Below are 26,067 nucleotides of genomic sequence, written 5' to 3' on the forward strand. Positions count from 1 at the left end.
AATAAATGAAGGTTGTAATATCGGCAGGTGGAAAAGGAACAAGAATTTCATCTATCAAGAGTGATATACCGAAACCAATGATACAAATCGATGGGAAACCAGTATTGGAACATCAGATTAATTGTCTGAAAGAACAGGGATTTTTAGATATTATTTTAGTAATTGGACATCTTGGTTCTGTTATTGAAGACTACTTTGGAGATGGAACAGAATGGGGTGTTCACATTTCATACTATAGAGAAGTTGAACCACTTGGAACAGCAGGTGCTTTGTATTATCTAAAAGATGTTTTAACAGAAGATTTTCTTTTAATCAATGGAGATATCATTTTCAGTATTGATTTCAATCGTTTTTTACAATTCCATAAAGAAAAGAAGGCATTAGCGTCTCTTTTTACCCATCCGAACAGTCATCCATATGATAGTTCCATTATCTGTGCAGATGAAGAAAATTGTATTACAAGTTGGATGAATAAAGAAGATGCACGAACCGTATATAAAAACAATGTAAATGCAGGCGTACATATATTGTCTACAGAGATTCTTGATATGCTTACGAATGGTGGAAAAGTTGATTTGGACCGTGAAATTTTAAAACCACTTGTAGCAACGAAACGTTTGTATTCCTATCGTTCACCAGAATATGTGAAGGATATGGGAACACCAGAACGTTACTATCTTGTTTGCAATGATTTCGTTTGTGGCAAGGTAGCAAGCAAAAATCTGAAGAACAAACAACGCGCCGTGTTCTTAGATCGAGACGGAACCATTAATGTATATAAAGGCTTTATTCGTAATCAAAATGATATTGAATTAATTGCTGGTGTGGCTAATGCAATTAAAACAATTAATGAGAGTGGTTATCTTGCTATTATTGTTAGCAATCAACCAGTAATTGCAAGAGGAGAATGTACACTTGAGCAATTACAAGAGATTCATAATAAGCTCGAGACAGAATTGGGGAAAGAAGGAGCATACGTGGATGATATATTCTTCTGCCCACATCACCCAGACAAAGGTTTTGAAGGAGAACGAGTAGAATATAAGATAGAATGTGAGTGTAGAAAACCCAAACCAGGATTACTACTTGAAGCAGCAAAAAGGTATAATATTGATTTAGAAAAATCCTTGATGATTGGCGACGATATCAGAGATTATAATGCAGGTATTAACGCTGGTTGTAGGAGCTTTTATGTAGGAGGAAAACCATTGGAAGAGGTACCATCTACGAATCAATATTCTGATTTAGAAGAGTGTATAACAAATTTAGTTAACAAAGGAGAATTATCATGGTAATAACACAAACACCATTTAGAATGTCTTTTTTTGGTGGTGGAACTGATTTTCCAGGGTTCTTTAATGAATATGGCGGAAGTGTCATTTCTACTACATTTGATAAGTACTGTATTGTAACAGTAAGTCATTTACCAAGATTTTTTGAGTATTCGAATCAAATTACGTATAGTATAATTGAACGTACGAAGAATGTTTCTGATATCCAGCATCCAGCGGTACGAGAAGCAATGAAGTACATGAAGATGCAGGAAATCCGTATGGATTATGAGGCCGACTTACCTGCAAGATCTGGACTTGGGACAAGCAGTTCTTTCACAGTTGGTATGTTAAATGCATTCTATGCAATCAAAGGAAAATGTGCAGACAAAATGAAACTTGCAGAAGATGCAATTCACGTTGAACGTGTGTTATGTAATGAAAGTGGTGGGGTACAAGATCAGATTGCAGCAGCATTTGGTGGATTGAACCGTATAGATTTCAGTTCGGAAGGATATACCGTTAATCCAATTATCATTGGAAAAGATAGAAAGAGAGAATTGAATGAGAATTTGATGCTTTTTTTCACTGGCTTTTCTAGATTTTCTAGTGAGATAGCACAACAACAGGAAAAAGTTACGCATGATAAAACAAAGGAATTGAAAGAGATGCTTCATTTAGTAGATGAAGCACAAGATGTCTTAACATCAAAGTGTTCCTTGCTTGAATTTGGTAAATTGTTGGATTATACTTGGAAATTGAAACGTGGTATTACGGATAAAATCTCGACCGATTCCATTGATATTCTTTATAAAAAAGCAATTGATGCCGGTGCAACAGGTGGTAAATTACTTGGAGCAGGTGGAGGAGGATTCTTACTATTTTATGTTGAGAAAGACAAACAGAAAGTAGTGAGAGAAGCATTAAAAGATTTATTATATGTTCCATTTGAGTTTGAAAATTCGGGAACTAGGATACTTTATTATAAATCAGAAGATTATGAACTATAAAAATTATGGAGGTAATGAAATGAGTACAAAGGCGTTAATAACAGGAATTACAGGTATGGTGGGGTCACATTTATGTGATTTCTTATTAGAAAATACAGATTGGGAAGTATATGGTGTTTGTAGATGGAGAAGTCCACTTGATAATGTTGAGCATCTTCTTGATCGAGTAAATAAGAAGGATCGTGTATTTTTTGAATATGCCGATCTTAATGATGAAGTTTCTTTAATTTCTGTGGTTCAAAAAATTAAACCACAGTATGTTTTCCATCTAGCTGCGCAAAGTTACCCAGTTACAAGCTTTACGGCACCGATCGATACATTAAATACAAACATCTTAGGAACTTGTAGATTACTAGAAGCATTCCGTTTAGCAATGAGCCAAGATGATACTTATAAACCAGTTATCCATGTATGTGCATCTTCTGAAGTATTTGGCAAAATTCCAAAAGACAAAAAACCTGAAACAGGTATTCATGAAGAGTGTCCATTCCATCCAGCTTCCCCATATGCAATCTCTAAAGTTGGAACAGATCTTTTAGGTAGATACTATGCAGAAGCATATGATATGACGGTTATGACTACTCGTATGTTTACGCATACTGGACCTAGAAGAGGAGATGTATTCCATGAATCTACATTTGCTAAACAAATTGCAATGATTGAGCAAGGTTTAATTCCACCAACAGTAAAAGTTGGTAATCTTCAATCCTTAAGAACATATGCAGATGTTCGTGATGCAGTACGTGCATATTATATGTTAGTTACTGAAAATCCAACAGCTGGAGAGTACTATAATATTGGTGGAACGTATACATGTGAAGTAGGTGATACATTACAAACACTCGTTAATCTATCTACGATGAAAGATGAGATTAAAGTAGAAGTAGAAGCAGAAAGATTAAGACCAATTGATGCAGATCTTCAAGTACCAGATTGCCGTAAATTCATGGAGCATACAGGCTGGAAACCTCAGATATCATTCGAACAAACAATGGGTGACTTACTTGAATACTGGAGAAAGAAAGTTAAAATTGGTAATTACTTAACTAGATAGATTCTAAGGGAGAAGGTGTTTATATGAAAGATAGTACAATGCAGATCTTAGAAGACTATATAAGAAGAAATTCCTATCTGAAAGAGATTAAGGAAGAGATAGTAGACGCTTTCCATATGTTACTGGAGTCTTTTCAGAACGGACATAAATTATTAGTATGTGGTAACGGAGGTAGTAATTCCGATGCAGATCATATCGTAGGCGAGTTACTAAAAGGATTTCAAAAAAAGAGAAAAGTCTCAAGTGAAGACTATACATGTTTTGGAGAGGAAGGAATTGCCTTAGCCAATCAATTACAAGACTCCTTACCTGCTATCAATCTAGGAGCACAAACTTCCATCTTAACTGCAATCATCAATGATTTGGGCGGAGAACTGATCTTCGCCCAACAGGTTGTTGGTTTGGGTCAAGAAGGAGATGTTCTAATTGGAATTAGTACTTCTGGGAATTCGAAAAATGTCTTATTTGCGAATATGGTAGCAAAGACAAAAGGAATGAAATCCATTGCATTAACAGGAAAAGCAGGAGGGAAAATGGCTGAAGTTTTTGACTGTGCAATTAAGGTACCTTCCAGTGTAACGTGTGAAATTCAAGATATGCATACTCCTGTATATCATATATTGTGTGCAATGATAGAAGCTGAATTTTGGGATGAATAAGGAAAGGAGTTACTATGCTAATTGAATTATTAAAACCAGATTTTATATTTCAGGATGAGCGAGGCGATTTAACGCAATTAGTTCATGAAGGATTTCAACAGGTTAATGTAATCCGTTCTGTAAAAGGCGTTATTCGTGGTGATCATTATCATAAATTAAACCGGGAAGCATTCTATGTAATTGAAGGCGAGTTCAAACTTGATGTTCAAAAAGATGGAATAGTAGAACACTATGTATTCAAAAAGGGGGAGATGTTCTTAATTCCTGAATATGTAATGCATAGTTTTGAATTCGTTGAAGATACTCTTTTGGTAAGTTTTTATGACAAGGGCGTAGAATTAGATAATGGAGAAAAAGATATCTACGCTTAAACAATTAAAGTAAGTCGATAGAAAGATAAACTAGGTGGATTGAAATGAAAGATCAATATGATATTGGATTAATCTGTTTACTAAATAATAACTATGGGAATAATTTGACCTATTACGCATTGTATAAAGCGCTTCAAGATAAGGGATATTCATCATTACTAATTGAAAAACCTTTAGATACACCATGGAAAACCTATTCACCCAAATTAAGCTTATTCATGGAATCTCCGTTTGAAAAAGATGATCTTGCAAAAGATTATGAGGATAAAGCCTCAATTAAAGAACTGAATGATCGATGTCACGTGTTTGTTCTTGGGTCTGATCAGTTGTTTAGAAATCCTTTTATTGAAGGATTAGATTTTCATACTTGTATGGATTGGGTTCGAGCGGATAAGTATAAAATGGCTTATGCAACGTCATTTGGTGTGGATTATTTTGAAGGACGTGATGCAATAAGAGCAAAAATGGCATATTATTTAGCACGTTTTGATGCAATATCGGTACGAGAAGATACAGGAAAATTAATATTAAAAGAGCAGTTTGGGGTTCGAGGAGAATGTGTAATGGACCCTGTTTTTCTATGTGATGCTAGTGTCTATCATGATTTGGCAAGTAAATCTAAACTGTTGAATAGAGAACCATATATTGGTGCGTATATATTAGATCCATCTAGTGAGAAAGAAGAGATAATCAATGAATTATGTCAGCAAAGTAATTGCAATAATAAAAACATAATCGGGGATGGAGAGCAATCTTCTGAAGATATAGAGAATGAATGGAATCTAAAATTTACAGAAAACTGTTCAGTTGAAGACTGGTTATCCAACATTGAAAATAGTGAGTTATTTGTAACCGATTCCTTTCATGGATTATGTTTTGCATTGATATTTAAAAAGAATTTTTATGTTGTGTTTAAGGAAGATGGTTGGAGAGGAAGAAGTAGAATTTACTCTCTTCTTTCCAAATTAGGATTATTGGATAGAATAGTTAGTGAAAAAAAACAATTACCAGATACAATACAAAAGATTGATTATACAAAGGTAGATAAGATACTACAAGAAGAAATTACGAGAAGTTACGATTGGTTAGTAAGCCATATTGAACAAGGAAAATCAACAGTAAGAGCAATGAGTGCATATGATATCCTTGATGAAAAATATGATAAACTTAGTGGAGAAAGTCATGATCAAAAGGAACGTCTTCATGGAGTTGATAATTGGATTTTTGAAGCTGATGCTTCAATAAAGAATCTTAAGGAAAGTACAGATAATATAGAAAATAAGATCGATGATTTTAACTTACGATTACATGGAGTTGATAATTGGATTGGTGAGGCTCAACAAGATCGATTAAGAATCGATCGTTTACTAAGTGACATTAGTGATCGAGTTAATCAATTGAAATATAATATAGTAGTAATAAATGAAAAGTTAGAAACCATAGAAGAATTAAAAGCAGAAATAAATGAACTAAAAAAAGGAAAGATAAAAAAATTCGTAGAAAAGATACAACGGAGGGGAAGAAGATAAGATGGCAAATCATCTATGCTATTTGTTGCACAGTTTACACAATGTGAAAAAAGGAAAAAAAGTATGGAAAACGATTAAAACAACAATAAGTAACACAGAGAATGACTATCTCATTATATTCCCGGAAGATGATGAAGAGATAAATACTTTAGGTATGAAATATCTAAAAATATTTCAAGAATTACATAGTGATCAAGTATTTTACATTGTGTGTATGAATGAAAAGGTTGAACGCTTACTCAAAGAATATAATGATCATGTTACATTACTTACTGATAAACAAATGAAAAACTTATTAGACTTGTATACAGCAAGTAATTTTTATACAAATACGATTATTGTCTCACTTCAGTTACCAAGAGGCAGGGCAGCAGATCGGTTGTTAAATATGAAAGAGATTAACGTAGATCAAATTGTACGATATGGAATATTTAAGTTATATGAAATTTAGTTCATATTGGTAAGGAGAAAACGATGAGTAAATTAAAAACCAAGGTAAAGGATTATGTATGTAGACCAGAAAATCTCCCTTATATGAGATTACTTGTTGGATACCATGTATATCAATCCATTCGAAAAAAATATAATAGTAAGAACAAACTCTATATCTTCCCTTTTTGCGGGTTAGGGGATGTGTATTTGGTTTGCCAGCATATCGAGGAAAAAGAGTATTGTACAGCTGTTTTAATATCGACTAATGCTACACGTATAACAAAACTATTTCAGATCGAGTCAAATGAGGTTATCAATACATTTCGAATGAGTTGTTTATGCTATTATGTGAATATCATTGGTCTGGATAAATGCAATGCACAGATTATGCATTATGATGCGTATGAGTATCTACATATTGGTGTATTGATGAATATGCGTGGTGTAAATGGAGTTAATTATGATGATATGCTTTATAGCTTTTTATTTGGAGATGCATCTGCTAAGAAGTTTGTTGCACCTAAATTCATTCAGGATGAAGTTGATGTCGTAGCATTTTGTGATTCCGTTGGAATAGAAAAAGACAAGAGTATCATAATAGCACCGGATGCTAATTCCATGTCCTCATTACCAGTAGAGACATGGAACAAAATTGTTGCTGTTTTTCTTAACAAAGGGTATCGTGTATTTACAAATTGTCCTCCAGGAGTAGAGCCATTGGTTAATACGAAAGCAGTAGACATACCTTTTGAAAAATCTGTACCAATATTGAATTATGCTGGTAATTTTATTGGTCTTAGAAGTGGATTTTGTGATTTGATCTGTTCATCAACTTGCAGAAAATTCATTATATATGAACCAACAGCACGTTGGGGAATAACAGATAACCAAGGTTATTTTGGTTTGAGAGATATGGGAATTATGCAAACAGGAATAGACTATACATTTGATATAAATAATTTTGATGATTGTGTCGAAAAAGTAAAAGAATATTTCAACTAAAGGAGATTAATAAAATGGGAATGTGCAGCAAGATAAAAAGAGGATTATCTACATATAAGCAGCTTTACAAAAAAATCGGTAAAAAAGCGTTGCATCCATGGTATATACGAATCTATATGTTAGGTTATGATTTAGTAAATAATCCATATATGATATGTTTTAATGATTATGGTGAGAAGAATAAAGATAAGAATATATTTATCGTTGAATTAGCAGATGATTGGGTACCAACTGCAGGTTTTTTTGCATTACTAAACCGTACGGTTTGTACGCTTTCATTCGCGGATCGGTTTAACCTAACACCTGTTATTAAGAATTGGAAGGGCTGTGCCTATGAAGAAAAAGGTGGTTTTAAAGGAACAACAGAAGTATTCGAATATTACTTTAAACCAGTTTCTGATGTAACATATGAAGAAGCCTTTAAAAGTCATAATGTAGCAATATCTACTGCACCAAATCGAGATGCTATTTTAGTGGAATATAATGTAGACGATTGGTTCCATCCTACAGAAGAATACTGTATTCGAATGGCAGAATTATATAAGAAGTACATTTCACTCAATGAGTATACAGCGAATAAATTAAAGACAGACATGGATAAAGTATTGCAAGGAAAAAAGACATTAGCGATACACTTCAGAGGTACAGATAGCAAATTGAATACCAATTATCATCCAAAGTCATTAACATTTGATGATTATGTTCTAGAAATTGAGAAAGTTATGAAAAAAAATGACTATGAACAAATCTTCTTAGCTACGGATGATTTGCAAGCACTTGCACAGTTTAAAGAGAAATTCAAGAATATCGTTCATTATGAAGATGTATTCCGTACAGAAGGAAATGTAAGTGTTGCCTATACAGAGAATTCACGTGAGAATAATAGTTATTTGTTGGGTTATGAAGTAATCCGAGATGCATTTACAATGGCAAGCTGCCAAGGCTTAATCGCTGGTAAATCCCAGGTTAGTATTTCTGCATATATTATCAATAAAGCATACTATGATAAATATGTATCCGTTAACTGGATTGATAAAGGCTCTAATAAAAATGGAGTGGACTGGATGGATATATATAATAAAGAGTATAAAGACTGCAGAAAAAAGGTGAATTAATATGAAAGAACATACAAAAGAACATAGGAAAGAGGATAATAAATTTATTGGACTAAGTACGTTAAGAGGAATTTGTGCATGTATAATAGCGTTTACATTTCACTACTATTGCTCATTTGGTCAAATGCCAATGAAGAATGGAATTCAGGTACTTTATGATTATGGGAAATATTGTGTAGAGATCTTTTTCCTTATCTCAGGTTTCTTGATTTTTTATCATTATGCAGAGCGTATAAGTAATCAAGAATTACGATTTGTAGAGTTTGTAAAGAAAAGATTATTAAGATTATATCCTTTATTTTTCTTGTCTACGATAGTAACAGCTATTTTGATTTATCTATCAATATATACATTTCATGGTCAAATAGGAAAGAATGATCTTTATCACTTGGTATTATCATTGTTAATGTTAGGAGCGAGTGGATTTGAAGATTGTCAAACATTTAATACTCCAAGTTGGTATATTAGCGTTTTATTTCTATTATATTTGATATTTTATGTTATACAAAGGCATGCTAAAAAGAAAAGTATGATAATGATTTATTGTTTATTAGCTTTGTTAGGAGTAACACTAATACATAATAATATACCAATACGCTTACCATTGCTAACAGAAGAAATGGGACGAGGATATCTAAGCTTTTCTATAGGTTGTATCTTATGTTATATGTATAAGAAATATTATAAAGAAGAATATAAGAAAATTATATTAACTTTTGCATGTAGTATAATTATTCTTACACTTGTATTAATTAAGGTGTTTTCTGTAGCTATACTTGGCGATATATGTGTTGTTATGGGAGGAGTCTTAAGTCCAGCTATTGTGATTATCTGTTTATTATCAAATACACTTAGCTCATTTTTTAAAATTATACACATTAGCTTTTTAGATAAGATTTCTTATAGTATTTATTTATGGCATTGTCCTATGTATGTGTTAATTAATTATTTAAATGCAAACAATAAATGGAATATAAATTTTTCAAAACAAAAAATTATATACTTATAATTTTGATTGTTTTAACATGGTCGATTTTTTCTTATTACATCATAGAAAAAAAGTTTGTGAAAAATATACAGAAAAAATTCAACAGTAGATAGTATGTATGCCGTTGCTGAGAGGAGAAGTATGGAAAAAGTTGAAGTTGGTCCAGCAGATTGGAATGTGGGGGAAAAGTTATTTGGTCTTGAACAATATATGTGGAGAAAAAGAGCCATTGTATGCAGTAAATTTTTAAATTCCAATGATCATTCCGTATTGGATGTAGGTGCTGGCAATATGTATCTAAAAAAATTACTAGATGAGAATGTAATATACTATCCACTTGATTATACAAAACGTCAGGAGGATACTATTGTATGTGACTTAAATAAGTATGAGTTTCCTGATATCAAAGTGGATGCAATTGTATGTGCAGGGATTATTGGATATTTGAATGATTTAAATTGGTTTTTTGATTGTTTAAAGAATAGTACAGATAAGATAATCCTAACTTATCAAAGTAAAGAATGCGGTTTTTCACAATCATTATATACAACCAATGAAATCATTAATATGCTATATGAACGTGGTTTTGTGATTACAAATTGGGATAAGGAGTTTTGTGAAGATTGGCCATTGTTAGCATGTTTTGAAAAACTGACTCCACATCTACTACGTCATAATTATTATTGTACAGGTTGTGGTGCTTGTTCAAACAAATGTCCAGTGGATGCGATAGAATTATTACCTGACCAACAAGGATTTCTTAAGCCTAAGATTAACAATGAAAAATGCATTAAATGTAATCAATGTGTGGAAGTATGTCCATCTGCAAAACCTAGAGAGATGAATGAATATGCTGCTGATTCCTGTCAAGCATATGCAGCATGGGCTACGGATGAAATCCGTAAGGATTCCTCTAGCGGTGGTGCATTTACAATTATGGCTGAGAATATATTCAAGTCCAATGGTGTTGTTTATGGTGCAAGATATACAGAAGATTTTCATATAGAACATTGTGGCGCGAAAGAATCTTCTGGATTGAAAGAATTAAGACATTCCAAATACGTACAAAGTAATACAGGCAACACATTTCAAGAAGTTAAGCAACAGGTTGAAAAAGGGGTGCGCGTTTTATATGTTGGAACACCATGTCAGATTGCGGGGTTAAAATCCTATCTAGGACAGGATTATGAATGTTTACTCACAATCGATGTAGTGTGTTTTTGTGTCACGCCAGTTACTGCTTTTCGAAAGTATCTAGAAGAATGTTATGGAATTGATGATATCGCAAATGCAGTTTTTCGAGATAAGTATCGTGGTTGGGGGCCAGATGCGTATACCATTCATAAGAAAGATGGAACCATATTATATCTCAATATTCAAACGGACTATTATCAGAAAGCCTTCCATGGAGTATTATGTCGCAATAAAACATGCGATGACTGTCGTTATGCCTGTTTTCCAAGGCAAGGAGACATTACGATGGGGGATTTTTGGGGAATTGATCAACATGATCCTTCGTGGAATGATCACAAGGGTACAAGCTTGCTTATAGCGAATACGGCAAAAGCGAAAGCATTTATAGAAGGTATAAAGGATGATTTTAATCGAATCGAACAGGTTCCAGTGGAATGGTGTAGAGGTAAAGGAAACCGGATCGGACATGATGGAAGAGGACGACACAGAGCAGCAGACCAATTCATGGAATTAATACAAGATAATGGATTCGTTGAATCAGTGGATCGAATCTTAGAGAATAAGCATAATATTGGATTACTCATCAATGAAAAACAGGATTTTGGAAATTATCTGATGAATTATGCATTCTATCAATATCTTAATGATATTGGATACTCTGTTCTAGTACTTGATCAAAACAAAGAATCGGAACAGAAGATTTGTGACCGGAAACAATCACTTTTTGCACATATACCATTTGCTATGCAGGATGTTTTGTTTGATATGGAAAATAAAGTAAAACAGAAAGAAGCGAATGACGCATGTGACATGTTTGTTAGTTTCTTTGATTATATAGAACAACAGAAAGATGAAGAGAAGAAACATTTATCATATCTTGATTGGGTTGGATCAGATAAATACAAAATGGCTTATGGCTTTCCAGTTGCATCAGAATATATAGAAAGTGAGCATCAAGTGAATAAGCAGATGCAATATTTTCTTAAGCGCTTTCAAGCTAGATCAGTTGAGGATGAAAAAGATATAGCTTACGGGATTAATCCCGTGTTTTTATGCAATAAAATATATTATGAGAATATGGCTAAGTACGGGAAATTGCGTCTACCTGAGAAGCAGTATGTAGGCGTTTATCTAAGTCACATTGAGAAAGTAAATCGAGAAATACTTCATAAAGTAAACAAGCTTGAAGAGAATACTATGCAGATTATATGTGGTACAAGTATTGATGAAAACGAAGCAAAGGATTCACTTGGTTTGGAAGTATTGACAAAGCCATTAGTAGAAGAATGGCTAGCGAATATCGCATATTCAAAACTATATCTTACAGATTCTTATTATGGTGTATGCTTTGCATTGATTTTTCATAAAGACTTCTATGTACTCAATAAAAAAACAAATAAACCGGAGCAGAGGAAGATTTTAAATCTGTTGAAAAAAATAGGTCTTGAAAATCGAATGCTTGATGAGACAATAGAGATTACTTCAGAATTGTTTAATGAGAAGATTGATTTTGACGTTATCGAACAAAGTATCAAACTGATGATACAAAAGAGTAAACAATGGATCGAAGAACATTTGACATGTGGAGTACAATATAGTGGAGAACTTCATACCTATGACATTTTGAAAGAACATTTCCGTATGAGTCTTGCTAATGTTACAGAAAGCAACATTCAAATGGAGATTGCTGTCAATAATAATAAAGAAAAAATTGATGAGAACAGTAATAAAATACAGGAATTAAGGAATGAAATTAATCAATTGCAGGTGATGCATCGCGTATTGCAAGAGAAGTATGAAGCGGAAGCATTACAGAAAATGGATATGAGTCATAAATTAGCACAAGTAGTACAAGAAAAGGATCAGGTAATAACGGAGTTAAATCAGGTGTATTGCAGTAAATCTTGGAAACTTACAAAAATATGGCGTAAACCATTAGAATACGTAAGAAAAATAATGAAACATCATTAAAATCAAAACAAGGAGGTGCAATATTGTACGACTACCTAATCGTCGGAGCAGGCCTATTCGGTTCTGTCTTCGCATATGAAGCCAATAAAAGAGGAAAGCGTTGTCTTGTTATTGACAAACGAGATCATATAGCAGGAAATATCTATACGGAAGATGTGGGAGACATACAAGTCCATCGATATGGGGCACATATCTTTCATACCTCCAATAAAGAGATCTGGGATTATGTGAACCAGTTTGCGACGTTTAATCATTATATCAATTCCCCAGTTGCAGTTTATAAAGAGGAACTCTACAATCTTCCCTTTAATATGAATACCTTTAGTAAAATGTGGGGAGTTCATACGCCAAAGGAAGCGAAAGCGAAGATTCAGAGCCAGATTGATCAGCTGAATATTAGCACTCCTAAGAATCTAGAAGAGCAGGCATTATCACTAGTAGGAACGGATGTGTATGAAAAATTGATTAAGGGGTATACGGAGAAGCAGTGGGGAAGAGACTGTACGGAATTACCGGCATTTATCATCAAACGATTGCCGCTTCGTTTTACCTTTGATAACAACTACTTCAATGATCCATATCAGGGAATTCCCAAAGGCGGTTACACTGCAATTATTGAAAAAATGTTAGAAGGAATTGAGGTACAGACAAGTACGGATTACTTCGAACTAATTAAAGAAAAACCTGCTTTAGCGAAGAAAATAGTTTTCACTGGTATGATTGATGAATATTTTGCTTATCAATTAGGAGAGTTGCAGTATCGTTCCTTACGGTTTGAGACGGAAGATCTGCCAGAAGAGAATTATCAGGGAAATGCGGTTGTGAATTATACGCAACGAGAGATTCCCTATACAAGAATTATCGAGCACAAGCATTTTGATTTTGGAAAGCAAGATCATACGGTAATCACTAGGGAATATCCATCAGAATGGGAAAAAGGTTCAGAACCATACTATCCAATCAATGATGAACGGAATAATACCTTATATGAGAAATATCATGCATTAGCACAAAAGGAACAGAATGTGATCTTTGGAGGAAGATTAGGGCAATATCGTTATTATGATATGGACAAGGTAATAGCAGCCGCGTTGGAGGCAGTGAAGGAAGAATTTTCAGAAGATCATGTATTCGGATAAGTTTTTACAATGGGACACTTAGGTGTCCCATTCTTCTTGCTCTTATCCAGATATCTATTGCTATTTAGGAGTTATGGACAAGATGAAAATCAAAACAATTGGGACACCTTGAGTGGTTATTTCATATAGTAAAAGGGGGATAAATATATGTTAGAATGGAACGATACATATGTGAATATTTTGCTCTGTTATTCAGACAAAATGGTGCATATTAATTGTGATGAAACGCTTATGAATTATCTTGCACTTCCAGGAAATGGAGCAGTAGAATTAGCAAAATATATAAAGGAAAGTTACAAAAGGGAAAAAGGAGTAGAGCTTGCCATTACAGTAGATTCCTTGGCAATCGAAATACTTGCTCATGCGTATCTTGATCAATTTGCTGATACGATAGAGAAGCTTAATAATAAAATCTCCAAAAAGAAAAAGAATGAGGTAGTACGGGTAATGGAAAAAATCAAAGATCGTACGGAGATCATTGATTGTGGTGAACGATCTGTAGACAATAATCGGTTTGTATGGGATCTGTTAAAACCTCTGGCACCTGTAATCTATCTGATGTTGGGGAAGCATGCGTAATTATAAAAATCAAACATTCATTAGAAATTAAATAGATCATAATAAATGATTGTGCAAAGTTTAATTCATAAAATTAGAAGGGCATCCAGTGTGGATTGCCTTTTTTTATTTACTAGGAAAATTCTCCAACTTTTCTAGTAAATAAATCCTCTGGGGGAGGCGCACTCGCACATGAGGTAGATGTCAGCTGAAGCTAACTGTGCTCGGCGCGGAGAACAACGTGTACTTTGAAGTAGATATTAACGCGAGAGTGTACGAAGTACACTTTGTTTTAGTTACATTAATGTTTTTGACATATAATGGGAAAACATGGTACAATGGAGGCATCAGAATGATGCAATGGGGAATGACAATAATTCAAAATACTGAAAAATACTATACTTTAGTATAGTTGTTTCAGCAGATAAAAACCTATATAATAAATTAGAAAAAAGGCGTATTATGGGAAAAATATAGCGTTTATGACAGCTACATTCACTTTTGTGCAAGCTAGGTGTGAAAGAACTTTTAACGATTGCATCTAGTGGGATTATTACAAATGAAAAACAAGTAGTGGAATCGATTGAACTACAGTTACGTATAATAATGGTTTCAAAATGGGTTACTCGAGGGAAATTAATATATGAATATTATTTGTATGGTAAATAATGAATTGAATATTACTATTCTTACAAAAACAAATGGTAATATACAAAGATTTTGGAAAAAAATATTAATAAAACAATACTTCAGCAAGAGAGCAATGACGGATAAAGGATCGTTACGTATAGTATATGATTCACTGTATGAAGCAATCAAGTCTACGGAGACGGAATATATCTGGATTACTAGTAATCTGGGTGATCTCAATCTGCATACACTTCAATCGTCTATCCAATTAATGAATAAGGATAAGCTAGAATATATCGTTCATGATAGCAAAAAAACGAATAATAAAGGAATGAAATCACAAAAGAAATGCAGTCAAATTCATACCGCCTATGATGAAATGAAGGAATTCGGGATTGAGATCAGATATGATTTGAATCATATTATTTTCCGTAATCCTAGGAAGAAGTATTGGTTTAAGGAAAGATTCTGGCCATTGGATACGGAATATGATGTAATTCGATTTTTTTTAGAATATGCAACTCATGGATATATGATGCGTATCTCATCAAATGATGGGTACGTGCAGAATACGAAGCAATGGAATCTGCATGGGGGGGATACGTTATTACAAGCTGGTCGTTACCTAAAGGATTTATATCAATACGATTTAATAGAAGAAATACAAATTGTTGAAAAATATAAAGAACTGGTGAATCTGCAATCTTGTTCCAAGATAGAAACTCCCAAACGCATATTTAAGAAAATTTCGCTAGACGCAATTTTACGTAGTAGGAAACCGAATATATTACTGTCCATCTATTCTTTTGGTAATGGTGCAGGCGAACTACTTCCAATAATTTTGGCAAATCAACTGGTTAGTTTGGATTATCATGTCTATGTACATGTTATGAAACATAGTACGGACGAGAATGCAGGTAGGATTTTACTGAATGAAGGCATTACGATCTTACAGACTGATTCAGAAGAAGAACTTTGTCAATTTATAGAGGACTTTCATATATCTATACTGAATACGCACCATCAAGCAAACCAAAGTATGGTAGCATCTATGTATCGTAATATGCCAGAGATCCGTGCAATAACGAGACATATCGCTACTACACATGGAATGTATGAGCAAATCGATGAGAAAGATGTAATCTATTTATTACAATATCAGTTTAAAGATATGGTAGATCAGTGGGTCTATGTAGAAGAGAATAATCTGCAACCATTTCGTATGCAACAGACATTTGCACTAGAGCAGTTTGTAAACATACAAGAAAAAGAAGTGATGTCTATCTTATATGATAAGATTAACAGAGAATCTACACAAATGGAGTTACAGAATTTATGTAGATTGCGAGAAGGCACGAATAATATAGAAGACATAGCAAGAGCATACATACAAATATACATAGAACAGTACAAGAGCATTCCAATATATAAGGTACATAAAGAGGAAGAAAAATTAGATTGGAAAGAGAATGTTCGAACTGGAAAAGTTAAGAAAGCAGTGACACTTGTACAGATGTTTCCACAACGCTGTAATAAAAGCAATGGCTTAGAGATGAATTTAAGAGCAATAGGGGAGAATACAGGTAATCTACTTTTTGCGAATGCAGTAAGAAAGCAAGTACAGTTTAATTCTGAAATCTACTTAAATGAAAAAGAAATCAGCAGTAATATCGATAATACAACAAACATGGTTATTCCACTTGCTAATTTCATTAGACAAGACAAAGAAGGAATATTACCAATGTGTGAAAAACAATTGCTAGTTAATCCGAATGCCGTGACATTGATTGGACTTGGAGCACAGAATTCTGCATTATGCAACACACCCAAAGAATTAGTAAGAATACTAGATCCTGATAAGATACGTTTTCTTAAAGAAATATCGGAACGTTCTGTTTCAATTGGTGTACGCGGTGAATTCACAGCATCTTGTTTAGAGGAGATGGGAATACATAATATTCGGGTAATTGGCTGTCCATCTCTGTTTTTTGAATTAGATGGTAGATTCAAGATGAATAAGCAGCCAACACCAGAGCAAACGGTTTTTTGCATAACAGGTGGCAATATAATGGAAAGCAGGATAACCGAGTTTGCGATTCGAAATCATGCAAAATGGGTAATGCAGATGGGAATGGAATGTAACGAATTTCTAGATAATCCGATTACTATACCAGAAACAATGCCCCAGGGCTGTTTCCCAGGAATTCAACTAGATCATGAAACAATTCGTGAATATCAAAAGGAAAATGCCCATATTTTCTTTAATCTAGATGATTGGGATGCCTATTTAAAGAAAAACCAGTTTACATTCTCTTTTGGAAGTCGTTTTCATGGAAATATTGCAGCTTTAAGAAATGGGATACCGGCGTTATTTATTGTACATGATAGTAGGACAAGAGAATTAGTTGAAACATTGAGACTTCCTTATATTGACTATACTACATTTTCCAAAATACATCATATGGAAGAACTCATTTCGTATTGTGATTATACCCTATTGAGAAAAAGTTATTTCAAACTAACGAAGAATTATGTTGATTTTCTAGAGGAGAATGGTGTGAAACATAATTTTTCATTAATCAAGAATGATTAGCATAGGAATACAATACTGTGAAAGTAGGAAGCAAGTGATGAAAAAAATAGTAATAATTGGGGCAGGACCAGCAGGGATAACGGCTGGATATGAACTTTTAAAAAATACAAACGAGTATGAAGTTACAATCTTGGAGGAAAGTTCAGAAATTGGAGGAATCTCACGTACAGTTCAATATAATGGAAATCGTATGGATATTGGTGGTCATCGATTCTTTTCCAAAGATGAGAAGGTAACCGCTTGGTGGAATGCCATAATGCCAAAACAGGGAAGCCCCTCCTTTGATGATCGGGTATTAGCGAGAAAAGTGCCATTGCAGATCGGAGGACCAGATCCAGAACAGGAAGACTGTGTCATGTTATCCCGTAACAGAGTATCAAGAATCTATTACAAAAAGAAATTCTTTGATTATCCCGTTAAGATGAACATGACAACGATTAAAAATATGGGGTTTATAGCAACGTGGAAAGCAGGATTTAGCTATCTAAGAGCAGTAATCCATAAATACCCGGAGGATTCTTTGGAAAACTTCTACATCAATCGCTTTGGAAGAAAATTGTATTCCATGTTTTTTGAAGGGTACACAGAAAAGTTATGGGGAAGACATCCACGAGAGATTTCAGCAGATTGGGGAGCACAACGTATAAAAGGATTATCGATCATTGCAATACTAAAGGATATAATAAGCAAGATTCTACCGAATAAGAAGAGTATGGATCATGTTGAAACCTCACTAATTGAAGAATTCTCTTATCCCAAGTATGGACCAGGACAGTTGTGGGAAACAGCTGCAGAAGAATTCATCAAAATGGGAGGGATAATTAAAAAAAATTGTAAAGTAACGAATCTGATTACAGCGAATAATAAGATAAAAGCTGTTCAATATGAGGAAAATGGTTGTGAGAATACAATAGAAGCGGAACATGTGATCTCTTCTATGCCATTAAAAGATTTGATACAAGGAATGAATGATGTTCCAGAAAAGATACAAAAAATTGCAGCAGGATTGCCATATCGAGATTTTGTTACGGTTGGATTGCTTATCAAAAAATTGAATCTAAAGAATGAAACGAAAGTAAAAACGATGAACAATATTGTTCCTGATTGCTGGATCTATGTGCAGGATACTGGTGTTAAGCTAGGAAGAATACAGATTTTTAATAATTGGTCACCATATTTAGTGAAAGATCCAGAAGAAACAGTTTGGATTGGGCTTGAATACTTTTGTTCAGAAGGCGACGAATACTGGAATATGAGTGAAGAGCAATGGACGAACATGGGAATTCAAGAGCTCATAGCAATGGGAGTGCTCTCAAAAGCAGAAGTTGTATTGGACGCACATTATGAAAAAGTAAAAAAAGCATACCCAGCATATTTTGATACATATACAGAAATAGATTCCTTAATTCAATATCTGAATCAATTTGATAATTTATATTGCGTAGGAAGAAATGGACAACATCGCTATAACAATATGGATCACTCCATGGCAACCTCTTTTGAGGCGGTACAGAATATCTTGCATCATGTTACGGATAAACAAAATATATGGAATGTGAATACAGAAAAGGAGTATCATGAAGCAAAGGATAAGTAAGAATGCGGAGATAAAACAATTTTTATCCTATGTATTTGTAGGAGGCTGTGCAACAGTTGTAGAATGGGGAGCATTTTGGATCTTTTGTCCCCTGATGAAAATGCAGTATCTGTTAGCAACATCGTTGGCATTTATCATATCAACATTTACAAATTGGCTGTTAGGAAGAAGGTTTACATTTAAAAGAGGAACAAATTCAGGAATTAAGAAAGAGCTAATTGCTGTCTATATTGCTAGCGTTTTCGGATTAGCATTCAATTTGATCATCATGTTTATCTTGGTTCATGCCTTTACAATTAATAGTATGGTATCAAAAATTATTGCAACAGGTATGGTGTTTTTCTATAACTTCTTAATTCGAAAACGTGTCATCTATAAATCGTCTTCTGCATTTTGAGTACGTTATTTATCATAGAAGCAATTTTCGTGTTTCCGATCCTTCAGACCTATGCTTCTTATATGCCATATCAAGGAGGTCCCCATGCAATTTAAAAAAGTATTTGCGTACGTATCGTATGGTTTCTTTCAAATGAAAACAGCTGGGCTGCGAATGACGATTAACCAAGGTTTACATTGGATTAGAAACAAACAATCGCTGTCCTATTCCAAATGGATTCGCAAAGTTGAATCAAAAGAGTATAGTTGCAAACCGAAAGAGAATAGAAAACAGCAGGTAAGCACCTATCATATTATTATACCTATTTGTGCGAATACAGATGGAAGTATTGATAAAAATAAAGTTTCTCTTACGGTAAGATCTGTATATGCACAAGAAGAAAACAGTGCTATAAAAATCTCTCTTTGGTTATTTGACACCAAAGAAGAGGAAAGGATTTGGTGTAATGAACAATTTGCTAAGAAGAGAAACATACGGATTTATACGTATGAAAGTAGGAAATTAAGTACATATTGGACAACATTCTTAACTAGTAATAAGGAGGATTATATAGCAATTATTCCTGTCGGAGATCAACTGAGAAAACAAGCATTTTTGCGAATAAGGAATTGGCTCAAGAACAAACCAGATTACGATATGATTTATACCGATGAAGACTATAGGGATCATAAGGGGCAACGGTTTGCACCTGTTTGGAAACCAGATTGGTCACCAGATCTTTTGATGAATACACCGTATTGTATTCATCTGTGTTTATATCGAAGAACCATATTAGAAAAGATAAACTGGGAGACTTTTGAAGGGCTTAATACCTGGGAGTATGAAATTGCTTTACGGGTAACAGAAGAAACAAATCGGATTGCACACGTGCCTGAAATCTTGTATCACCATGGTAAGAGTACAGAGATGGAAGATAAGCAGAATTATCAAAGTATAAGACGAAAGGCAATCACCCGAAGAGGACAGAGAGGTTCAATAGAAGAACAAGGAGTGTATTATATCCTTGACTCCAAACCTCTTGTAAGTATTATCTTACTTTCAAAAGATAATGATAAACTTTTAATACAATGTCTAGAATCCATCCTTCGATTGACCACCTATCCTAATCTGGAAATCATAATTATAGATAATGGTAGTGGGGAAGTAACCAGGAAAAGAATCAATACTTGGTTATCTAGCAATGATAGGAGGCAAGAAAATAGGAGAGCATCGGGACAAAAGGTAGCAATCCACTACGAAATACATCCAATGGCATTTAATTATTCAAGTTTGTGCAATTTGGGAGTGAATAAGGCTAAAGGGGTATACATCATCTTTTTAAATGATGATATACAGGTTATCACAACAGATTGGATAGAACGACTGATTGGACATGCATCGTTATCCTACGTGGGGGCGGTTGGAGCAAAATTATTATATCCTGAAACGAAATTGATCCAACACATGGGAATTATTAATCTTGCTGCTGGACCTGCGCATATTATGCAGGGAAAAAGAAAAGAGGATTCTGTTCTGGATACACGTAATTATCTTGCAGTAACAGGCGCATGCCTTGCCATAGCAAGAGAACGATTTTATGAAGTTCATGGATTCTCAGAAAACTATGCGTGTGCATGGAATGATGTGGATCTTTGCCTTAAACTGTACGAAAGAGGGTACTATAATGTGGTACGGAACGATGTGGAACTAATTCATTATGAAGCGTATACAAGAAAGAATGAATGTCTAGATCATAGGAAGCTATTACGATTAGAATACGATAAGAGAAGATTATACAAGAATCATCCAATATTAAAAGAAACGGATCCTTTCTATAACAGAAATCTGAATCAACATCGAACGGATTTCTCACTTGGGTATGGAGGATCAGTTCTTAATAGATAAATCTGAATGAAAACATATAGGAGTGGATTAGAATGGAAAAAAAAGTTCGTTTATTGTCTCGCATTAAAAAATGCAGAGATAAAAATAGAAGTATGAATTTGATAAACCGATATGAGCTATTCAGTGTTTCTCTATACAGAATGCAAAGTGGATTACCAGATTCTTTGGACCAACCTCAATTAATCGAACATTATATAACCGTTGGTAGTGATAAGAATTATAATCCCTGTACTTTCTTTGATACGGCATTCTATAAAAGAGAAAATCCTGATGTAATAAAGAAGGATATCAATCCATTGGTCCATTACATACGTTATGGATATAAAGAAGGAAGAAAACCCGCACAGGATAAGGATTGCTATAGAGAATGGGCAAGATTTGAAAAAAGAAACCATTGCTTTCGCAAGTTTTGCCGACAATGGCGAGAAATCTATCAAATCTACCGAAGTGGATTATTTAGTGGAGCGTACTATCTGGCAGATAACGAAGATGTAAGAGAAGCTTTGGAAAAGAAAAGAAGTTGGAGATTACGGTATCATTCGAATCCTGTCTTACAAAAGGTAGGGAAAATCTGTACAACACCTATTCGACACTATGTTTTTCATGGTGTTTATGAAGGAAGAAATCCGAATGCATCTTTTGATACACGATTTTATATCAATCATAACCAAGATATTATTCGGTATGGATATCAAAACCCATTTGCACATTATTGTCGAGTGGGCTATTTGGAAGAAAGAGAGACCAAGGAAGAGGTTGGTTCAGAAGATGGGATGCAAGCTTATGCAAAGCGGCTAAATGCTTATATTGCTGCCAATGAAGATCGAAGGGATTTTTTATATTTACAAGAACTGGATGATTTATTTCACCCATCAATAGAATTTATGAAAAAGCAGTATCAAAGAATACGGACGAAATGTTTGTCTGAAACCAGAGATTGTATTGATCATATAGACGGTATCAATAAGGGGTTGACGGTTTTTCAGAAAAATCGTACGCCAATCGTTTTACTATCTATTTATGCATTTAGCCATGGTGGAGGAGAAATCATGCCAATTCGCTTAGCCAATGAACTAAAGCGGATGGGCTTGCAGGTATATATGCATACATTTAAGCCAAATCCAGAGAAGGATTGTATACAGTCATTACTACGTTCGGATATACCGATTATACAGACGAACCGAGAGGAAGAACTGGCGAATTATATACGTGCCATGCGGATTGAAGTGGTACATACACATCATCAGGCTGTTCAGACTTTTATTGCATCTATGTTTCAGAAGGATGAGGAAGTAAGAAAGCAGGTGTATCATGTAGCAACTTCCCATGGAATGTATGAATCTTTTGATGACAATACGTTATCCTATATCTTAAAAAAACAGGTATCAGGCTATGTTGACCAATGGACCTATGTAGCCGATAAGAATCGTATTCCATTTCAAAAGATGGATTGTTATGAGGAAGAAATCTTTCATAAGATTACCAATGGAATGGAACCACCCAAACCAGGAACGATTCGAAGAGAGGACCTTGGGATACCAGATCATGCATTTGTTTTTTGTATTGCCAGCCGTGCGTTGAAGAAAAAAGGCTGGTATGAGGCGATTACTTGTACAAAAGAGATTAATAAGACAGCAAAGAAGCCAGTGCATCTGATCTTAGTGGGTGATGGTGAAGTATATGAAGAATTACAAAAACAAGACATTGATCCAACGATTCACCTGATGGGATATCAAAAGAATGCTTGTGATTATTATCAAATTGCTGATGCAGGAATCCTGTTATCGACCTATGCATCAGAGAGTACACCTTTGACCATTATTGAGGCGATGATGTGTGGAAAACCAGTCATTGCAACAGATCTTGGAGATATCAGGAACATGCTTTCTTGGAAGGGGAAATATGCGGGACATATTATACCAGTTAAGAACTGGAAAATGAGTCTTATAAAAGTTCAAGAGGCAATGCTTTCTTTTGTTAATGATGAAGAACAATACCAATCATTTTGTAGAATCGCAATCGAAAAAAGCAAATCGTTTCATATTCATGTCATAGCAGAACAATATGTGGACGTTTACGACCGAAGACTGCAGAAACAGCAGAAGATAGAACGAGAGCAAGTATATAAGGAACTTGTACGAGAAAACCAGTGGTTGCAACTAGCCTGGGAACAAAAGGATACCCCAAAAGTAACGGTCATTGTACCAAATTACAATCATAGTAGATTCTTACGGAAACGTCTGGACGCGATCTATGGACAGACGTATCAGAATATGGAAGTTCTCCTACTAGATGACTGTTCAACAGACGATAGTAGAGAGATTTTACTGGAATACGCCAAACGATTCCCTCAAAAGACAACAACGTTATTCAACCAGACGAATTCGGGAGGTGTTTTTCATCAATGGGCAAAAGGTATTCAGAATGCAAAGGGAGACCTTTGTTGGATTGCAGAATCTGATGATTATTGCGAGTTTGATTTTCTAGAGAAACTAGTCCCAGCCTTTGTTGATGAGAAGGTACAGATTTCATATGCACATTACTGTTTTGTAGATCAGGATGACAAGAAAAAGGATTATACATTTGAACAGTATTTGAAGGAACTGCATACGAAGAAATGGCAGAATTCGTATGTTAATACAGGATACAAGGAGGTAGAGGAAGGGCTTTACCGAGTAAATACCATACCAAATGCATCGGGAGCGGTGTTCCGCCGAAGAAGGTTACTGCCACTTTTGCAGGATAAGGAATGGCTATCCATGAAGATCTGTGGAGACTGGGTATTCTATCTGCATCTTTTATATAATGGAAAGATTGCGTATAATGCGGAAACGACGAGTTACTTTCGTTTCCATGACAACAATAGTTCAGCAATCGTGTATGGGAAGAGTAATTACTATTCAGAACATGCAGTTGTTGCCAGAGAACTAAGAAGGTTGTATGGCGTTTCGGATGAGATGGTTAAGGAATTATATGAAAAAATTAAACAGTTTTATTTTGTTCATACAAATGGAAAAGAACAATCTTTTGAGAAACTATTCCCTTTAGATAAGATTCTACAAGTTGTCCCTGAAAATAGGGTAGGAACCAGCAAATAGAGAAAATTCTATACTTGTATGTTATATAGCGGAATAAGAGAAGTGGAGGATTTCATGTGAATAGGAAAGAACATAAAAGCATAATACCATTCGTGATCATGATTGAATGTTGGTTAACTTGGATATGCAGTAGTATTCCAACAGTTGCAGAAAAAATAATCTACTATCGTAATTATTTATTTGTAGTCGGTGTGATTGGTGCATGTATGCTTATCATTATTTTCAAAGACAAATTAAAGAATCGGAGCAATGAAACATGGATCTTACTAATCATTGCAGCAGGAGTTTTGCTACGAGGACTTTATATCATCTCTGCACCTTATGATATCAGTAAGCATGATTTAGGTGGTTTTGCACTTAGTGAGGATCGGGAGATAGCAGGTGGACATTTGGGATATATGAGTTATCTCTATCAGTATAAACATCTGCCAGATTTTGATCCGAGAACGTTTTGGACATTCTATAATCCACCTGGATTTCATCTTCTGGGAGCTATCTGGTATGGAATCAATCGTTTTATTGGGTTGTCTCATGATACTTGTGTAGAAAACTTACAGATACTTACGTTGGCTTTCTCCAGTGGAATCGTGTACCTTGCGTATCGGATCATTACGGAATTCTTCCGAAAGAATAAAGTGACGGTATTGCTTGTTGCTTTCCTGTCCTTTTTTCCCTTCTTCACGATCATGGGGGCCATGTTGAATAATGACTGCTTGGCAATCTTTTGCAGTATGCTGGCAATTCTCTACACCATTCGTTGGTATCGCAAACCGTCAGCGAAGAATATACTAGTGATTGCTGTCAGCATGGGATATGGTATGTTCACAAAACTGAGTGTAGGCTTGTTGGCATTTCCGATTGGTTTTGCATTTATTAGTCAGTTACTTATAAAGAAAAAAGAGTGGAAAACAATATTAGGACAATTTCTATTGTTTGGTGTAATTTGTGTTCCACTGGGGTTATTTAACCCAATTCGTAATGCTATCTTATATAAAGTTCCCATAGCATATGTTCCACAGGCGGGGGGAGAGCAGAACTTTGGTTATCAACCAATATGGAGCCGAATTGGAATACCAAATTTACACCAGATTAATTATTCTTTTATACAGTTTGATCCTGAAAAAGAAACCAATATGTGGGTACAGCTCATTCGTACCGGTTTATTCGATGAAATTCAGCCACCAGAATGTACGGACTTAATTCATCCGATAGCCCTTCTCCTGTTTTGGCTTGGACTACTTTTGGGTGTAATCACGATTATTATGGCCATACGATCTCTTATAGATTGTAAGAAAAGAGGAATCTTACCATTATTCTTCACGATTCTTTTTGGAACGTTGTTCATTAGTTATATAAGATTTTGTATAAATTATCCGGCAATCTGTACAATGAACTTCCGATATATTGTAACCATTATCCTTTTACCAAGTTTGGTGTGGACAGAGTATCTAAATAGAACAGGAAGAAAAGGATGGGGTGGAAAGGTATTAAATGCAATGATCATCTGCTTTATTGGGATGTCCATTGTGATAAATGGAGTATTCATACTTTGGGGACCAAATGGTTATTAATAGA

General features: G+C 34.6%; 19 protein-coding genes. All 19 read left to right on the forward strand.

Annotation, left to right across the window (positions count from 1 at the left end; genetic code table 11):
• Window positions 1-5 precede the first annotated feature (5 nt).
• The 19 genes from HBB17_RS16765 (at window position 6) to HBB17_RS16855 (ending at window position 26,063) form a co-directional block, all read left to right on the forward strand.
• Window positions 6-1,295, forward strand: coding sequence for an HAD-IIIA family hydrolase (locus HBB17_RS16765; RefSeq protein WP_167958643.1), 1,290 nt, complete (start codon window positions 6-8; stop codon window positions 1,293-1,295).
• Window positions 1,289-2,281, forward strand: coding sequence for a GHMP family kinase ATP-binding protein (locus tag HBB17_RS16770; RefSeq protein ID WP_167958644.1), 993 nt, complete (start codon window positions 1,289-1,291; stop codon window positions 2,279-2,281). The genes HBB17_RS16765 and HBB17_RS16770 overlap by 7 nt, the downstream gene beginning before the upstream one ends.
• A gap of 19 nt (window positions 2,282-2,300) precedes the next feature.
• Window positions 2,301-3,335 carry a GDP-mannose 4,6-dehydratase gene (locus HBB17_RS16775; RefSeq protein ID WP_167958645.1) on the forward strand — a complete coding sequence of 345 codons (1,035 nt, stop codon included), beginning with the start codon at window positions 2,301-2,303 and terminating at the stop codon, window positions 3,333-3,335.
• A 23-nt stretch (window positions 3,336-3,358) separates the two neighbouring features.
• A complete protein-coding gene (locus HBB17_RS16780) occupies window positions 3,359-3,994 on the forward strand; it encodes a D-sedoheptulose-7-phosphate isomerase (RefSeq protein ID WP_167958646.1) in 636 nt (211 codons plus the stop codon).
• 14 nt (window positions 3,995-4,008) lie between these two features.
• A complete protein-coding gene (locus HBB17_RS16785; RefSeq protein WP_167958647.1) occupies window positions 4,009-4,365 on the forward strand; it encodes a cupin domain-containing protein in 357 nt (118 codons plus the stop codon).
• A 44-nt stretch (window positions 4,366-4,409) separates the two neighbouring features.
• Window positions 4,410-5,894: a polysaccharide pyruvyl transferase family protein gene (locus tag HBB17_RS16790; RefSeq protein WP_167958648.1), complete on the forward strand. Its 1,485-nt coding sequence runs from the start codon at window positions 4,410-4,412 to the stop codon at window positions 5,892-5,894.
• Between the two features lies 1 nt (window position 5,895).
• On the forward strand, window positions 5,896-6,345 hold the full coding sequence (locus HBB17_RS16795) for a hypothetical protein (protein ID WP_167958649.1): 450 nt from the start codon (window positions 5,896-5,898) through the stop codon (window positions 6,343-6,345).
• A 23-nt stretch (window positions 6,346-6,368) separates the two neighbouring features.
• On the forward strand, window positions 6,369-7,328 hold the full coding sequence (locus HBB17_RS16800; RefSeq protein ID WP_167958650.1) for a hypothetical protein: 960 nt from the start codon (window positions 6,369-6,371) through the stop codon (window positions 7,326-7,328).
• 14 nt (window positions 7,329-7,342) lie between these two features.
• Window positions 7,343-8,443, forward strand: coding sequence for an O-fucosyltransferase family protein (locus HBB17_RS16805; protein WP_167958651.1), 1,101 nt, complete (start codon window positions 7,343-7,345; stop codon window positions 8,441-8,443).
• 1 nt (window position 8,444) lies between these two features.
• Window positions 8,445-9,452: an acyltransferase family protein gene (locus tag HBB17_RS16810; RefSeq protein ID WP_167958652.1), complete on the forward strand. Its 1,008-nt coding sequence runs from the start codon at window positions 8,445-8,447 to the stop codon at window positions 9,450-9,452.
• Between the two features lie 120 nt (window positions 9,453-9,572).
• On the forward strand, window positions 9,573-12,596 hold the full coding sequence (locus HBB17_RS16815; protein ID WP_167958653.1) for a Coenzyme F420 hydrogenase/dehydrogenase, beta subunit C-terminal domain: 3,024 nt from the start codon (window positions 9,573-9,575) through the stop codon (window positions 12,594-12,596).
• Window positions 12,597-12,616: 20 nt separating this feature from the next.
• The gene (gene glf, locus HBB17_RS16820) at window positions 12,617-13,735 is read left to right on the forward strand and encodes a UDP-galactopyranose mutase (RefSeq protein WP_167958711.1); all 1,119 of its coding nucleotides are present in this window, start codon (window positions 12,617-12,619) and stop codon (window positions 13,733-13,735) included.
• 147 nt (window positions 13,736-13,882) lie between these two features.
• Complete coding sequence (locus HBB17_RS16825) at window positions 13,883-14,314, forward strand: hypothetical protein (RefSeq protein ID WP_167958654.1); 432 nt, start codon at window positions 13,883-13,885, stop codon at window positions 14,312-14,314.
• Between the two features lie 622 nt (window positions 14,315-14,936).
• Window positions 14,937-17,516 (forward strand): polysaccharide pyruvyl transferase family protein, encoded by a 2,580-nt coding sequence (locus HBB17_RS16830; protein ID WP_167958655.1) that lies wholly within the window; start codon window positions 14,937-14,939, stop codon window positions 17,514-17,516.
• Between the two features lie 37 nt (window positions 17,517-17,553).
• Entirely contained in the window at window positions 17,554-19,113 is a 1,560-nt protein-coding gene (locus HBB17_RS16835; protein ID WP_167958656.1) for an NAD(P)/FAD-dependent oxidoreductase, read from the forward strand.
• Window positions 19,094-19,510, forward strand: a complete 417-nt coding sequence (locus tag HBB17_RS16840; RefSeq protein ID WP_167958657.1) for a GtrA family protein — start codon at window positions 19,094-19,096, stop codon at window positions 19,508-19,510. Before HBB17_RS16835 ends, HBB17_RS16840 begins: the two co-directional genes overlap by 20 nt.
• Before the next feature lie 84 nt (window positions 19,511-19,594).
• Entirely contained in the window at window positions 19,595-21,394 is a 1,800-nt protein-coding gene (locus HBB17_RS16845) for a glycosyltransferase family 2 protein (protein WP_167958658.1), read from the forward strand.
• Between the two features lie 32 nt (window positions 21,395-21,426).
• Complete coding sequence (locus HBB17_RS16850; protein ID WP_167958659.1) at window positions 21,427-24,492, forward strand: glycosyltransferase; 3,066 nt, start codon at window positions 21,427-21,429, stop codon at window positions 24,490-24,492.
• 56 nt (window positions 24,493-24,548) lie between these two features.
• Complete coding sequence (locus tag HBB17_RS16855; protein WP_167958660.1) at window positions 24,549-26,063, forward strand: ArnT family glycosyltransferase; 1,515 nt, start codon at window positions 24,549-24,551, stop codon at window positions 26,061-26,063.
• The last annotated feature ends 4 nt before the right edge of the window (window positions 26,064-26,067 follow it).

The sequence above is a fragment of the Anaerosporobacter faecicola genome (assembly GCF_012070565.1).
Lineage (GTDB): Bacteria > Bacillota > Clostridia > Lachnospirales > Lachnospiraceae > Anaerosporobacter > Anaerosporobacter faecicola.

Excerpts from the sequence above, each read along its gene's own strand:
- HBB17_RS16765 (WP_167958643.1), top strand. The coding sequence starts at position 6 with ATGAAGGTTGTAATATCGGCAGGTGGAAAAGGAACAAGAATTTCATCT.
- HBB17_RS16770 (WP_167958644.1), top strand. The coding sequence starts at position 1,289 with ATGGTAATAACACAAACACCATTTAGAATGTCTTTTTTTGGTGGTGGA.
- HBB17_RS16775 (WP_167958645.1), top strand. The coding sequence starts at position 2,301 with ATGAGTACAAAGGCGTTAATAACAGGAATTACAGGTATGGTGGGGTCA.
- HBB17_RS16780 (WP_167958646.1), top strand. The coding sequence starts at position 3,359 with ATGAAAGATAGTACAATGCAGATCTTAGAAGACTATATAAGAAGAAAT.
- HBB17_RS16785 (WP_167958647.1), top strand. The coding sequence starts at position 4,009 with ATGCTAATTGAATTATTAAAACCAGATTTTATATTTCAGGATGAGCGA.
- HBB17_RS16790 (WP_167958648.1), top strand. The coding sequence starts at position 4,410 with ATGAAAGATCAATATGATATTGGATTAATCTGTTTACTAAATAATAAC.
- HBB17_RS16795 (WP_167958649.1), top strand. The coding sequence starts at position 5,896 with ATGGCAAATCATCTATGCTATTTGTTGCACAGTTTACACAATGTGAAA.
- HBB17_RS16800 (WP_167958650.1), top strand. The coding sequence starts at position 6,369 with ATGAGTAAATTAAAAACCAAGGTAAAGGATTATGTATGTAGACCAGAA.
- HBB17_RS16805 (WP_167958651.1), top strand. The coding sequence starts at position 7,343 with ATGGGAATGTGCAGCAAGATAAAAAGAGGATTATCTACATATAAGCAG.
- HBB17_RS16810 (WP_167958652.1), top strand. The coding sequence starts at position 8,445 with ATGAAAGAACATACAAAAGAACATAGGAAAGAGGATAATAAATTTATT.
- HBB17_RS16815 (WP_167958653.1), top strand. The coding sequence starts at position 9,573 with ATGGAAAAAGTTGAAGTTGGTCCAGCAGATTGGAATGTGGGGGAAAAG.
- HBB17_RS16825 (WP_167958654.1), top strand. The coding sequence starts at position 13,883 with ATGTTAGAATGGAACGATACATATGTGAATATTTTGCTCTGTTATTCA.
- HBB17_RS16830 (WP_167958655.1), top strand. The coding sequence starts at position 14,937 with ATGAATATTATTTGTATGGTAAATAATGAATTGAATATTACTATTCTT.
- HBB17_RS16835 (WP_167958656.1), top strand. The coding sequence starts at position 17,554 with ATGAAAAAAATAGTAATAATTGGGGCAGGACCAGCAGGGATAACGGCT.
- HBB17_RS16840 (WP_167958657.1), top strand. The coding sequence starts at position 19,094 with ATGAAGCAAAGGATAAGTAAGAATGCGGAGATAAAACAATTTTTATCC.
- HBB17_RS16845 (WP_167958658.1), top strand. The coding sequence starts at position 19,595 with ATGCAATTTAAAAAAGTATTTGCGTACGTATCGTATGGTTTCTTTCAA.
- HBB17_RS16850 (WP_167958659.1), top strand. The coding sequence starts at position 21,427 with ATGGAAAAAAAAGTTCGTTTATTGTCTCGCATTAAAAAATGCAGAGAT.